This is a genomic window from Streptomyces longispororuber, assembly GCF_014656095.1.
Lineage (GTDB): Bacteria > Actinomycetota > Actinomycetes > Streptomycetales > Streptomycetaceae > Streptomyces > Streptomyces longispororuber.
Genome location: NZ_BNBT01000027.1, coordinates 55064 through 69428 on the forward strand (window position 1 = coordinate 55064; position 14365 = coordinate 69428).

Sequence of the window (14365 nt, forward strand, 5' to 3'; positions counted from 1 at the left end):
CGCAAGCCTGACGCACGCTGCCCGGGCGCTCAGTGCCCTGCATTAGCCTCCCTTACAGCGACACACGCCTCAAGAGGTCTGTGCCCGGCCGGTTGGTACGTCGCCGCTCGGCGGACCTGTACTGCGGCAGGGGCCTGACGAAATACCCGCCCCTGCTCGTCGACATGCCCTTTGATGATCCACGATCGAACAACCGATGGAGTCGCGCCGCATGACTCCGCGTCCATGCGCCAACCCGTCTCCTCCGGGGACGAGCTGCCGCAGTCGTCGACGTCACGCGTCTGTGAGAGTGCGCGCGAGGTGTCCAGGAGGTGCTTGGAGGTGGCGGTGTTGAGGTTGATGGGGGTGCGCTACTCGAACTTGCCGGGCACACCGCAGTAGGCGGACGCGTCCAGCCGGTGCGGCGGACAGCCTCGACAACGTTGTGCGCTCCGGTCTCCCGGAGCGGGCCACGCGGTGGATCCGCCAGGGCCAACGTGTGACCGACCCGCATGCCCGGCTGCTGACCGTTTCCCCAGCGCTTTATGGCAGTTCGGGCGAAACGGTACGAGCTTCGTCGTCTGCGTGCGCCCGATCCGCGCTGGCCGTCTCCCTGAGCGCGGCCCGGATCCTGTGGTCGACGAACGCGTCGTCGATGAGATGAGTGAAATGTCGGGCGCAGTCTGGATGCTGGCGCAGCATAGATGCGACCGAGCTGGCATTGTCACCGGTCAAGGTGCGTAGCCACGCCGCAATCTCCCTTTGCGGTCCCCACTGGTCCCAGTCGGCGTCCCACTCGAAGGCTCCGTTGCAGCACTCTTCGAGAAGGGCGAGCGCACCCGTTGCTGCCGCTCGTTGCGCGATGCCGATGAGCCCCATGATGGCGGCGTCGACTTCTCCCCGCTCGGGAGACCTGTGGGTGCCCAGAAGTGCGGCCATGGCCCGAACGACGTCGATGGCGTGCTGAGTGTTGGCCAACAGGACTGGCAGTAGATGCTGCAGCGGCAGTTTGACCAGCAGGTCGCAGTAGAGTGCCGCGTCGTCGGTATGCCTCGCGGCCAGGGAGACCAGTTCGTGCGCAGCGGCAGCAGAGCCCGCTTCCAGATCACGCTGCAGGGTCGTTGCCGTCACGAGAGCGGGCTGCGCCGGAGGGCGCGTTTCCTGGTGAACGAGCTGGCGCAGCGCCTGAACCGTGCGAGGCCGGCGACCGGGATCGCTCTGGGTCGCGTGCCGCACGATGCTTCTCCAGGGCCCGGCTTTGGGCAGAAGAGGCACGTTGATGGCAGGCATCTCCCCAGTCACGACCCAGCCGATCAGCTGTCCGATGCTGTACACATCGGCGGCGTCCGTGGCGCTGTGTGCGTCGACCGAGAGTTCCGGTGCAGCGAAGCCGTCCGAGCCGAAGCGGACGCCGACGCGGGTGCGTTGCGGGTCAGTTGTCTGACCGCGCGGGCGGCGGGCGATGCCCCAGTCCGCCAGCACCCAACGTCCTTCGTATTTCAACACGTTGGCAGGCTTGATATCGCGATGGATCCACCCGGCCTGATGGGCTGCGGACAATACCGAACACAAAGCATCAACCAATTCCGCCAGTTCGGACGTCTCGGCCAGCTGACCTCTCGCCTGCTCGGCGGTCAAGGGGGCGTAGGGCATGACAAACCAGGAGTGGTGCGCGTCTGCATCCAAGATCGGCATGGCGTGGGGGTGTCCGTCGAGCCAGCGGCCCAGAGTAATCTCGCGCCGCATGCGAGCGCGCTTGCGTTCTGGAGGGTTTCGGTCACGAAGCTTCTTGAGTACGACTGTTGCGCCCGTCTGCTTGTGTATCGCGCGAAAGACGTCTGCTTGACCGCCGTCAGCGAACGGCAGCCGTTCGCACGAGTAGTCCTTGCGCTCCCCTCGGGCCAGCTGTCGCACCCGCGATGTGTCCCCAGTCGCCACCACCGAAGCGGCCTGAGTCAACCGCGCAGGAGTGTGTCGTGTTCCGGGCTTCGGGTCTGGATCTGCAGGAACAGCAGTGTCTCCAACCGTCTGCTGGGACGTCACGGTGTCTGCTCGGCGGCGGGCCCGATAGACCGGGCTTCCGCTGATAACTGCTATGGGTTCCAGTTGGTATCCATCAGGCGCCAGGACCCCGTTGAGCGCGGCCAAGAGTCTCGCAACCTCCTCCTCGTCCGTGCGCACCGCAGGGTGCAGGGTCTCGCTGAGGAATCGGAGCAGTGTCTCGTCCTGGCCGCGGCGCAGACCGAACCGGTCGTCACTGAAGATCCAGTCGTTGTCCCAATCTTCGTTGGCATACCGGTGCTTCGAGATGTCCTCGCGTGCCGTCGCGAATCGCGAGTCATGACTCGGCAAGGCATCCAGGTCATAAAGTCGTTCCAGGAATGGGAGGTCGCCCAGCCCTCCGGTCCAGTCCGCCGTGTTGAGAACGTCGACGATGCGACGCCTGGTCACCTCGGTGAGCGTGTCTCTGCCATTGTCCGCGTGGAACGAGCTGCGGTTGAGGGCTGTGGGTGTCCAGGTGCCTGGTATCTCGGTGATCCGGCCGCGCTCGTTGATCTGCAGGCCGTCGCGCTGTAGCGCCTCTGACAGATCCTCCAGCCAGGACCCACCCCACGCCTCTCTCTGCCCGGTCCGAATGATGTCCTCGAACACGCGTAGCGCTCTGGTTACGTGGCCACGGTCGGTCCAGTCAACGGCTGCCGCGTGAGACTCGAAAGTGGTGCGGCGAACGCTGGTATCCACGTACCGCAGTTCGTCATCCGGTACGGGTGCGAAGTTGTTGCTTTGCCACGCCTCTGCGATCGTACGGACGGTCAGGTTCGTCGCGAGCGAACGGAACCTCATACGAGTGACGCGGCTGACCAGGTCTCTGGAAGGCAGTGGCATACGCATGAGGATATGACTGCTTCCGCAGGCGCCGCAGTGTGCTTCCTCCGTGAAGTACGTTCCCGACCGCCGCCTCCGACTCGCACTGGCAGGACGGATGTCCACCCGTTCCAGCCCTGGTTGTCAGAACCTGCCCGTAACGTTGTGAGTCCTGCTCGCGGCGGCTACGGGGAGCACCCATGGACGACGAACTGCAGATCGATAGCGACGAAGACCTCTTCCGAAACCCCGTCTACTACGAACCGGCAGGCTGCAACCTCGACTTGGACCGTGCCGATCTCGGTGTCCCCCAGGGCCAGGACCTCCTGAGCAGGCTCCTGCGCATGCGAAAGCGTGTCCCCGTCGACAAGCGCGGGCTCATCTGCCCCGACTGCCGGGACCTTCGCGGACGGCGCGTTCCCATGTACCTCGTCCAGCGTGACGGCATATGGCTTGCCTCCCACTACCGGAAGCCCGGAGATAAGCCCATCAGCCACGAGTCCGACGAACACCTCGCCCGCAAGGAACGCGTCGCGAAGGATTCAGAAGATCACGGCTTCCAGGCCGACATCGAGTCTCAGACCCCTGATGGACACGCACGCCTCGACGTACGCATCAACGGCGCCAACGGCATCGTCCTGGGCTACGAACCTCAACTGAGCATCCAAACGGCGCGTGGAATGCGCGCGCGGGAGGGCTTCCGGCGCCGCGCAGGCATCCAATCGGTCTGGGACTTCGCCGACCCCGACCACGCAGGCATCGGAACCGTTCCCTACGTCCGCACACCCAACCTGCCGGCCTCCGTCATCCGTGTGCAGAAGAACCCCATCGCGGTCCAGGACGGCAACTTCGTCCTGGAAGAAGGCCAGTGCAACCAGAACGGCGCGCTCACCCGGTGCCCCGAGAAGCCCTACGCCCCAGAGAGCCCAACCGACACCGGCCACTGCGAGGGCTGGCACCGAGTCCTCGTGCCCGCACACCAATCGAGCGCCTTCACAGGAGAAGGCCGCCTCACCCTCACTCGATTCATCGTGGAAGCAGCGGCCGGGGAGCGGGTCCCATTCCAACGGAGCGGGCACCGCGGCTGGCTCCCCGCGCAGCAGTGGCAGCAATACCTCGAGGCGAACGGGCCAGCCCTGCACGACCAGGAGCGCCCGCCCCTCATACGACAGGGCGATCGACACGGCAAGCGCACCGAGGACCGGCCAGCTTCGGAAGCAAGGGCAGAACCGAAACAGAAACGCGGCAGCCGGTCAATCGTGCTCGAGTCCCGCCCACAGGAAACCGAAGCCGTAAGGGTGCCGGTGGACACACCGGGGCAACCAATCCCGCCATGCCGCTTCTGCGGCCAACCCGCAAGCCTCCCAGGCCCGGAAGGACTACCTGAACACTTCTCGTGCCGACGAAGGCACCAGCTGTGAGGCTTCTGTCACTGCAGCCAGCTCTCGCCGACAACCAACGTTGGTCTCGGCCACGCGCCGTGAAAGCGCCCGCCAGGGCGGCCGATGAAGGCCGGCGGACGAACACCAGACGATCTTGTCGGGCCTCTTTATCATCGATGAGGCGGTGCATGGTGGGCGTTCCCGCGCCGCGACACTGTCGAGAACTACCACGAAGCGCTGTTCTCCCTGTAGGGGCGGCCGGAGAACGTCCCGTACGCCCTTCTGGGTGAGAGATTCGGTGGGGCAGCCAAGGCTGCCACGCCGAAGATTGCAGAACCGTGTGATAGAGCCTATCCCTGCAGGTCAGCGGGCTTTTCTGTCTACCACCGTCAAGGTACCTGTGCCAGCGTGACCGAGAACGGACGGAAGATGACGGCGTTTCCCCTGACGCCCACGGTGCCGGGACAGGATGCCGCGTGAGGCGTGGCGAAAGTGACCGCGGATCAGCTGGCGTCGGTGCTACCACCCGTCACGTCGTCGGGTTCGTCATCCAGGTCCTCCACAGCCCGCATGGAGCTGTCTGAGAGCTCAGGCATTTCGAAGGCGTAGCGGCCCTTCATGTGGATGTGCCGGTAGAGGAAGGGAGACAGGCTCCGGACGACTTCGTCGGGAACGGGCCTTAGGTGGCTGGTCTTCTTCGCGAGGAACAAGTCGATGTAGGCGGTGTTGAAGAGTACGACCATGTTGACGATCAGCCCGAGTGCGCCGAGCTGTTCTTCCATCCCGGTCTGGTAGCGGTGGATGCGGTCTTCGGTGCCGTGGTAGACCTTCGCGGCCAGCTCGTGGCGTTCGGCGTGGCGGATGCTCTGCGTTTCGATCTGACGGCGGTAATCGGGATTGTCGATGAGGTCCAGGATGTGCGCGGTCTTGAAGATCTTCCCGTAGTGGGCGAGGGCCTTGCCCAACGAAGTGGGGGTGCCGTTGCGGACCACCATGCGGATCGCGTCTGCGGACCGTACGCGGCCGAGGTGGACCCCTCCGACGAGGCGGAGCATCTCGTCCCAGTGCCGTTCGATGAGCGCGGTGTCGATCTTGTGGCGTGTGGCTTGCTGCAGGGGGCCGTAGTCCTCGCCGGTGGCAGTGTCCATGCGGGCGAGTGTGATGTCAGTAACGTCAGCGGCTGTGGGGGTGTAGGTGTAGCCGGAGAGCGCGAGTAGACCGAAGATGATCTCTTGATGAGGGCCAGCTTCCGCGACGATCTTCTGTGGGTTCTGGCTGCGGGGGTTTTTGGTCTTGAGGGCATTGCTGCGGCGGTCGGTGAGGACATCGAGTACGTGCAGGCAGGTGTGGACGGATCCAGCGACGACCTCGTTCCTGAGGCCCATGGCCTGGCCCGACAGGAGGGTGAGATGGGTGACGTGGGCGGCTCCGCGCGGAGACAGGCGGGCCTGGATGGCGTTCGGGGGCGCGACCATGCGCTGGCCCTCCACGGATGCCATGTGACCACCGTCCCATGTCGCGGCGACCGCCAGCTGTGACTGCCTCGCCAGCAGACGGTTGTTCAGTGCTTCCAGGCGATCAGGTCGCAGGAAGTTGTCGATGACGTAGGTGATGTGCCTCCTATTCAGTGCGGGGAAGTTACCGGCGACGGCCTCCACGCCGACGTTGCAGCCCAGAGCGACCAGGGCGGCGGACAGGGTGATATCGAAGTCGCGTTGACGTGGGGGTTCGCCGCTTGGTGTGGTGAACACCTCGGTGCCCCGGGTCCACGTGAGAACTTCCAGGATGAGTTGGGGAAGGTCGCCCTTGGGCAACCAGCCCGTGAGTTCCGTGGTCACCTTGCGCAGTCGGGGGTCTGGCGGAAGAGGCGCCGTGGACAGGACGAGCCGGCCTCCGTCACCGATTTGGGTCTGACCATCTTTCGGCAAACGCTTGGCGATCGCACGGGTCTTGGTGTGGAGTTCGTGGCCCAGCCGCTTCAGGTGGTCGGCGGCGCCCAGTGGAAGCCCCAGGCTCTTCGTTACCGAGGCCCGCAGCGCCGCCCACTCCTCCGCCGACGGCAAGCCCGCTTCCGGGTTGCCCCACTTCGAGGCGCCTTCGACAAAGATTTCGCGCCGCAGGATCCGGGAGTAGAAGCGCTCCACCACGCAGAAGGCGTAGGCGGCGGTGTCGACCGTGTCAGGCGCCAGGTGCGGGGCACGGAGAGCGAGTTCTTTCCATGACCCGGTCAACAGGCTCTTATCGACCTCGACGCGGCTGATGGCGGGGCGGTCGATCAGTTCGGTCAACGACCACAGGGCATCCAGGACTCGGCTGGCTTCCGGCGTGCCAGCCCGGTACGCCAGTCCTTGGACGATGTGCGGCAGGTACGTCCTGAGGAGATCGATCCGTTCGATCATTTTGGCGCGGCGCGCCTCGTCCGAGTCCGATCCCATCGCCGGTGCCAGTTCCCCGGCCACCGTGACGGCTGCCTCGAACGCGGCGAGGTCCTCACGCTGGTTGAGGAATTCCCCCAGCGTCATGGTGTCCGCCATGGGCGGGATGATCTCGCCCGTGGCGGTGTCTACCTTCTCGTGGCGCGTGGCAAGCAGGTCTTTGCCTACCTCCCTCATGACGGCGGCAGCGTAGGCGAGGTCGGGGAAGCTCGCCGATCGCTCCTTGTCGGTCTTGCGTCGCGCCCTTCCGATGAGGTCATTGGCGATCAGGTGCACGAGCATGTCGACCGCGTCGTCCGCGGCGGTCTCGGTCAGGCGGCCAACTGCGGCCACAGCCGCGGCGCGTCGCTTCGCCTTCTGCGCCTCGTGGTTCGCGGCGAACCGGGCGAGGTGCGCCAGGCGTCGCGGGGAGAAGGCCCGGGGGTTCACAGGAGGCAGCCTCAGCAGCTGAACCGCATTGTTCCGTTGGAAGGCGCGCTCGAGGTTAGCCCAAGCGGGCTTGCCCGGCCCGCGCTGCAGTTCAGCCAGCGGCGACCTTCGCTCGTCGTCTGGGACTGCGGTCAGGCCATCGAGTTCGGACAGCCGGTCCGCGTACGGGGCCAGGAGCGCCTGCCACATCTTTTGGTCGGCTTCCCCTCGTACCGTTCGGACCAGGTCGGTGAGGGCGCGCTCACCGGGCAACTCGACACGCTCTTCCTGCAGCCAGGCGACCGCGCGCCGCAGGAGCGCCCTGACTCCCTCCTCTGTGTGCGTGGCGCGCGACACCAGCATGCTCTTCAGTGCTGCCTCACCCTTGTCGTACGGCTTCCAGCCACAGAGCGACCTGATCTCCTGTGTATGACGCCGCGTCAGCCCGTCGTGCGTGCCATACGTGCCCAGGACGGCCGTACCGTCGTCGATGTCGAGCTGGGCCGCCACGTGTTCCACGATCGGCCGCGGCAGCGAAGCGATCTCCTGCGGTTTGGGGAGCCGGCCCAGGGCACGCAGGCAGGTGAGCTGGACGGCGAAGCCCAAGCGGTTCTGCGGCCCGCGTTTGGCCAGGGTTAGTTCGACCTCGGACTCGGTGAGGTCGAAGAGGGCCAACAAGCCCTCCGGCAGATGTCCTTCGGGAATTGACGGGTAATCCCGGCCCAGGGGAAAGCTCGGGCTGCTGCTCATCTTGTACACCTCACTGCAAATCCGACTACGACGACGAGCAGATTCAAGGCATGCGGCACGGCCAGTCAAACGGCTACGCCACCGGTTCGGCGCTTAGCACACGGTTCTGCAAACTTCGTCGCCGCAGACATTTCACCTGGTCCGATCCGGGGAGCGGCCGCGCACACGGCAGCCAGGGCCGCCTACGGTCCCCGGCCATGGAGAACGTATGGATCGAGCCGGACGGGACCACCGATCCTGGCTACACCGAGAACCAGCTCAGACGCGCGAGGATCTTCGCCGAGACGGACATCCGGGCGTCCCGGGCACAGCTCGCGGCCCGCTTCGGCCTCGGTGACGTCTGTGCCGAGATCGCCGGCGGTGCACCGTCCGACGCAGCCGTCGCCCTGGAACAGCTGGCCCAGCAGCTCGGGTACGCAACGGAGACACTGGATACATACCTGCGGGTTACGCGCCTTGCAGGTACCGCGCTTCGCGAACGGCTGCTCGCCTCCGCCATTCACGTCCCGTGGAAGTGCGTGACCACCGCCTGCGTCACTGACCCCCAAGAGCGTGCCCGCCGCGTCCAGTTGCTGCTCGGACGGCTCGGCAATGCCGAGCGAGCGGGGTGGCCCGTCTCGCTGGACGCGTCACAGTTCCGCCTGGCACTGGGCCTGGCGGGCGGGGCTGAGCCTCCCGCAGAAATCGTGGCACAGCTCGGCCGAGAAGAGGTCCGCGAGGCTGTCGTGGCCGAGCTGACCAAGAGTCCGGCGGCAGTGCTGGCCGTGCTACGGGAACCTGCCGTGCGGGAAGTCCTGAAGGACCAGGACGTCGCGCGCTACGTCCGCGCACAGATGCGACCGGCCCCCAGTGCGGACGAAGCCCTGCTCGACGAGCTCGTCGGCCATGAGGAGCGCGACCCGCACGCGGACTGGACCATCCGCTACTTCGGACTGGTCCACAAGGCCAGGGAGATCTTGCTCCTCGGCCCCGAGGACTTCGTGGACGTGAATGACCCCGACGTATGGGAGTCCGTCGAGTCCATCCGCGACTCGGTCACTTCATGGGCCACCCGGGTCTTGCAGCAGCGCCCCCGCACCATCCGACTTCTGACTGGAAAGTAGAAACCCATGCCCAGTGCAGCTGGCCGCTACTCCAACACCGTGCGCGACATCCTCGACCGTGAAGCCCTCCGCTGCATTCTCGCCGGCGGAAACGAGAGCGAGCAGTTCGCCCGACTCCAGGGGACCGTCCGATCGAAGATCAAAGTGCTGTCGGCCGACTACCACGCGGTGTTCGACCGCGCGGTCAAGACGATGTGCACCACCTCCTTCAACAAGGTCACCAAAGAGATCAGACTCGCCGCCCTGGCCGGACCACCCGGCCCTACGCACACCGAACCCACCCTCCAGGGCCCCGGCTGCGGAACCACCCCCACTGCCCCGGACGACGCGAACGTTCCCGGCCCACGCGCCGGCGCCACCGACGACCAGGTCGTCGCGAAGGTCATCCTTGGCGAGGGCGGCGAACTGACAGAGAAGACCGCCCGGCAGCTCGTACTGCAAGACCTCGACCGCATCGTCGAGGTCCTGCCCCCTCTTGCCGAACGCGACTTCAGGGAGGCCGACCGGCTCGACCAGCAGGCCAAGGAGTCCACCCAAGGAGCAAAGAGGCACCGGGCGCGCGGAAACCGCATCCTCGCCCTGGTCAAACGCTACGACCGGCTGGTCGCCGGCATCGACAACCTTCCTGGCATCTTCACCGTCGCGGACCTGCTCACCGAAGTCGGACCGCAGGCTCTCGGCCTGGATGAGGACGATGCGGAACTCCTGCGCTACGCGGGCGCCCTGTGACCGAGTCCGCGTGGCACAAGGAAATCAAGGGGTGGGGCGTGGCCACCGAGATTTCCCTCGGCAACCGCCGCGCCGACTGTCAACTGCGCTGCGGCAAGCGGGCGGAAGTGCAGGCCCGGCCGCTGCCAGCCGCTGAAGTCGCCGGCCGGGAGGCCCACGCCGACCTGTGGATCCTGGACTGCCGTGACGCTCATCGCTCACACCGCCTGATGGTCTGGGACGACCCGCAGTTCGGCACGTTGTTGCGCTGGGAGCGGGCCTGGCAGGGATTCGTCATGGCCAAGAGGCCCGTCATCCTCAATCTCGCGCTCGATCTCCGTACCGGCCAAGGCACCTTCCTGGAGGTCACCGGCTGGGCCTTCAACGGGCACCGGGCCACGGGCACTGGACGGATCCACACCGCTGCCACGCTCCGGTCCTGGATGCGCTACGGCCCCACTTCCACCGGTGACCGGACTGTGGCGCGATGAACCTGTACCTGCTCCGCCGCCCGCGTCATCGCACCGTCGCCATTGAACTCGACGGCTGCCTGCTTCAGTTGCCCGCCGAATACCACCCAACCGGTCCGCTCGTAGGACGCATGGTGACCGCCCCGGCCTTCCACGCCCAGTCCCTGTTCGGCGAGTGCCCCGTACCTGTAGCCATACCTTTGCACCGTCCTACCGCACGCACCGACCCACGGTTGATCGTCGTGGATGACCTGTCCGAGGAGTGGGTCATGGGCTTCCGAGTCCACTATCAGCAGCAGCTCTACCGCATCACGGGGTTCTACCCGCAGTAGCCCCCAGTGCTCGCTACGCCGGAACTGCCATGTTTTCTGTAGTACGCGCTCCGTGTCTCCCCCGGCACGAAGCTGAAGCCCTCTACTCGCAGCCGGGCGCCGCCAAGATGCCGCGCTCGGCAGGCCCGGACGCGGCATCTCTCTGGCGTTCAGGTCAGCACGAGGAGGCGGACATGTGGGCCAGATGGAGCAGCTTGCGGACCAACCCGCCGGCCAGCGTGGCAGCAGCGGCGTAGAACGCTGCCTGCCCGAGGCTCTGGACAAGAACGCGGCGTTCGCGTCGCCGCTTCAGAGCGGTGCGGTGCGTACGGTGGGATATGACACGGTCTCCGTTCAGGTGATGAGTCAGCCGCCCCCGCACCGCGTGCTCCTGGCAAGGATCCGGTGCGGGGTGCAGTCTCTGCTGGCCTCAAGCCTTATGGAGGACGTGCTTCGAATGCAGCTTCCGGGGCCCGAATCTCGATGTAAGTTCGGCGCCGTGAATGAGGATTACACCACCACGTGGATCGACGGAACGTCGGCCGATCTGGTTGCGGACGCGCTCGCGCTTGGCGTGAAAGCCAGTCCCAGGATGGTGATCTTCTGGGTCGAAGACGGCCTCCTTGCCAGCCCCGAGCCGCGCAAGACCACGGCGCACGGCAGCGATCCGCGGGCCTTCCCGCCCAAGCAACGGGAGTTATTCACCAGACTTCTTGAGGCCCGAGAGCGCTCCCCATTGGGACGCATTCCTCAACGCTCCCTGATTCGCATTGTGTTGTGCCTGTGGCTGATAGACGACTCGATCGTGCTCACCCCTCAGGCCAGGCGAGCCTGGCGTACCCACGCGCGCGCCACAGGCACGACCACCGCCGACCGGCGCCGCGAGAACGTCCGCGCCATCGTCGAGCAACTCGCCCACCCCTCAGCAACCCCCAGGCAACGGCGCGCCGCCCAGCTCGTCCTCGATGAAGGCGAGCGGACTGGGCGGATCGACATCGTCAGACTGACGGCGGTTCTCACATCGTTGACCTCGCCCTGGATCGGTCAGCCGGGTAACCCGAGGATCGAACGAGCCCTTCCTGGCCCCTACGGTCCAGTCCCCGTCCAGCACCACATCGCCGTGTGGAAGGCCCGCGAGCGAGTTATCCGCCTCCTCCGGCGCGAGGAGATCGACGAGAGTGAGCTCGACAGGGTGCGCGCTGTCTTCAGGCCGGAGTGGACTGACTACGAGGTCCGTCGACCCATCATGACGGCCATGGCCGCAGAAGAGTTCGCGGCGTTCTTCACAGAGCTCGACACCATAGAGGGCCGTGCGATCGAGGCGGTCGATGCCTTCGTGGGAACGCTCGCCGGGGAGCTTGGGCTGGTCGAAGCCGCGTCCTATGCCGCAGAGACGGCACGCCTCAAACTGGCGCGCTGACGGTCCCCGAGGCCAGCCCGCCGCATCCACACCGGCGAAGTAGACGGCACCAAGTGAGCGGGATGCTGTCAGGTTTTCCAGATCAGCAAATTGCCCCTTTAGCGTGCACTTGTGTCACACGTCGATGCGCCAGGAAGGGTCGCCCAGGGGCGGGTCGGGGCACGGCCCGCACACTCCATGATCGGGCGGCTCCGCCGAATCCGGCGCTCGCCGATAGTCAACGGCTCTCACCGTAGATGCCATCCGAACGAAGCACACGCCCCGGCCCGTCTGAATTCCCTCAGCAGGGACGGACATTGTCAGCGGGCAGCGACCGGAGCGCTCCGATTTGCCGTTGGCCGGACGGCCCTACGACATGAGGCAAGAGTGCATCACGCGGCGGCTCAACACGGGGGACCTGATCGCTGAAGTGGCCCGGCGCGTCGGCAACTCCCCGGAGGTGATCCACCGCCGATACCACGGCTGTATCGACGGATACGAGGAAGCAGCCAACGAGAAGATCGCAGTGGCGCCGGATCGTGAAGGGGACGGGCGTAGGGCGGGCGTAATCACCTAGGGCTCTATTTGCCAGGGAAGAGGACTGGAAGTAGTACAGCCAGCGCGGCCAATCCCGCGCCGACGGCGCTGCGATATAGCCAAGCGCCAGCCAGCACTACTGCACCGATGGCCAGTGGTGCTGGTACATGGAATGCCTGCACACCCCAACCTGCCGCAGCCGTTACCCCGGCCAGTATAGCTAGGTGAAGAGCCTCGCGACGGCAGGTAGTTTCTATCAATTCCGCGCTGTCCAAGAGAGCGCCAACATGACCTTGGGAGTAACGATTACTGACCTTAAGTGCTAGTCCCGCCAGTTTTCGCGCGGCTTTCTTCCTGTCGACATCGAACTCAGCATGAGCTGCTCGCAGTGCTCCTACCACTTGGTTCGCATGCTTGCGGAGTTCGGGGCGACGCCGAGAGAAGGATGGCACCGTGCCACACATCGATCGTGCGCCCCTGATGCGTAACAATGCCAATCGCAGGGAAACGGATTGCAGGTCCGGCCTCATGTGAGGAGCACGGACGGTCTCTGCGCATTCGCCAATTAGGTCTGCCCAGTGCTGAACGCGCTCAAAGCATAAACTTCGGACGCCCAAAATATCGGCGAGGAGGACTGTCAAGCGTCGAATCACTAGGAAACTGGATGCGATTAAGACGATGCCGTGAGCCGTCGGGAGCCAGTAACTCGCGCTAACCACCGAGACTGCCTCTGGTGTTCCGTAGACCGCTTCGTAGATCCAGCTCGGAGCGTATGTAGCTATCAGCTCACTAAGTAGTATCGCAACAGATCTAACTGTAAAAATGGCAAGAGGGGGCACGAATACCCACGTCTTCCATTGAGTTTCATGGTGCGTCCGTAATGCCACCCGGACAGGCCCTGGAACTGGGCCCAGCCCCAGGTACTCTGCGTCGTCGCACAGCTTGCGTATCGCCGCGTTGGCTCGTCGCCTATGGCGCGACGCGAGACGGGACCGGACCTGTCGAAGCATGGGCTGAGGATGCCAGGTGGTGAGAGCGACGGAAACCTCGAAGAAACAGTCAAGCGCTTGGCGCCAGGCCAAGCGCCTGGCCGAATACGTCACAGCAGTACGCAACCACGCCGCATCTTTGCCACCTGGCAGGAAAGGACCGAGATCGACGCGTGGCTCGCGTCCTCAGACGCCCACCTGCAACAGCTCACCGAGTCCGGCTTGGCACCGCAGCTGCCCACACCACCGCAGCCCACTAGTACTCCAGTCAGAAATCGTTGCCTGAGCTGGTTCTTCTTCGGTAGTGGCAGTGCCGGGCTACGGCCTGGTGCTGTCTGCGTCAGCGAGACCATCTCAGGGCGTGTGCGATGGTGCCGCCTCGGGGTTTGGGGTGGGGAAGCAATACGTCCAGGAGTCGCCGGACTTCTGCCACGGTGACGGGGACTGTGCTGGTGGCGTCGTTTCTGCAGCCCCCCTTTCGGTGGCCTGGGCTGCGAGGACGGCCAGGATGGCGTGGGCGAGCATGGCCAGGGTGATGTGCCGGTACCAGCCCGGATAACGGCGGACCTCGTACTGGTCCAGGCCGCACTCGTTCTTGGCCGCCTGGAAGGCTTCCTCGATCGTCCAGCGGGCCCCGGCGACCCGGACCAGGTCGGCCACCGTGGTGCCGTTGGGTGCGTAGGCGACGTAGTAGGCGACCTCATCAGCCCTGGTCACACTGCGGCGGGCCAGCATCCAACGCTGATGGGTCGGCGTGTCGCCGTCGAAGACATCGATGGCCGGCAGGCAGGCGGCAACCCAGTCGTAGACCCGCGGGCCCTTCGCACCGTCGCCGCAGGACATTCGCTCCCAGGCTTCCTCCGACGCCTGGGCGATGGCATGGTCGATACGTGCGAAAGGAGCGTGGAGCTGCTGGGACTTCGGCACGGCCAGGACATAGCCGACACCGGCCTCTTCCAGGGTGCGGCGCATCCGCCATTCCTGGCCGTAGGCACAGTCACCGGTCACCCAGGTGATCGGCAGGGGCGA

General features: G+C 65.5%; 9 protein-coding genes. 6 read left to right on the forward strand and 3 right to left on the reverse strand.

Features of this window, described 5'->3' with window-relative positions:
• Window positions 1–522 precede the first annotated feature (522 nt).
• On the reverse strand, window positions 523–2865 hold the full coding sequence (locus IE330_RS12015; protein ID WP_190135921.1) for an AbiJ-related protein: 2343 nt from the start codon (window positions 2863–2865) through the stop codon (window positions 523–525).
• A gap of 179 nt (window positions 2866–3044) precedes the next feature.
• Here IE330_RS12015 and IE330_RS12020 point away from each other — a divergent pair, with 179 nt between their 5' ends.
• Window positions 3045–4265, forward strand: a complete 1221-nt coding sequence (locus IE330_RS12020; RefSeq protein ID WP_190135922.1) for a hypothetical protein — start codon at window positions 3045–3047, stop codon at window positions 4263–4265.
• 464 nt (window positions 4266–4729) lie between these two features.
• On the opposite strand, the gene IE330_RS12025 is transcribed toward IE330_RS12020, so the two are convergent.
• Window positions 4730–7819 (reverse strand): Tn3 family transposase, encoded by a 3090-nt coding sequence (locus IE330_RS12025; RefSeq protein ID WP_190135923.1) that lies wholly within the window; start codon window positions 7817–7819, stop codon window positions 4730–4732.
• Window positions 7820–8016: 197 nt separating this feature from the next.
• Here IE330_RS12025 and IE330_RS12030 point away from each other — a divergent pair, with 197 nt between their 5' ends.
• The 5 genes from IE330_RS12030 (at window position 8017) to IE330_RS12050 (ending at window position 11831) form a co-directional block, all read left to right on the forward strand.
• Complete coding sequence (locus tag IE330_RS12030) at window positions 8017–8922, forward strand: hypothetical protein (protein ID WP_190135924.1); 906 nt, start codon at window positions 8017–8019, stop codon at window positions 8920–8922.
• Between the two features lie 6 nt (window positions 8923–8928).
• Window positions 8929–9651, forward strand: a complete 723-nt coding sequence (locus IE330_RS12035) for a hypothetical protein (RefSeq protein ID WP_190135925.1) — start codon at window positions 8929–8931, stop codon at window positions 9649–9651.
• Window positions 9652–9689: 38 nt separating this feature from the next.
• Window positions 9690–10121 carry a hypothetical protein gene (locus IE330_RS12040; protein WP_190135926.1) on the forward strand — a complete coding sequence of 144 codons (432 nt, stop codon included), beginning with the start codon at window positions 9690–9692 and terminating at the stop codon, window positions 10119–10121.
• Window positions 10118–10432, forward strand: a complete 315-nt coding sequence (locus IE330_RS12045; RefSeq protein WP_190135927.1) for a hypothetical protein — start codon at window positions 10118–10120, stop codon at window positions 10430–10432. The genes IE330_RS12040 and IE330_RS12045 overlap by 4 nt, the downstream gene beginning before the upstream one ends.
• 175 nt (window positions 10433–10607) lie before the next feature.
• A complete protein-coding gene (locus IE330_RS12050) occupies window positions 10608–11831 on the forward strand; it encodes a hypothetical protein (protein ID WP_190135928.1) in 1224 nt (407 codons plus the stop codon).
• Between the two features lie 1859 nt (window positions 11832–13690).
• Here IE330_RS12050 and IE330_RS12055 read toward each other — a convergent pair.
• A partial coding sequence (locus IE330_RS12055; protein ID WP_190135929.1) for an IS701 family transposase occupies window positions 13691–14365 on the reverse strand: 675 nt, incomplete at its 5' end.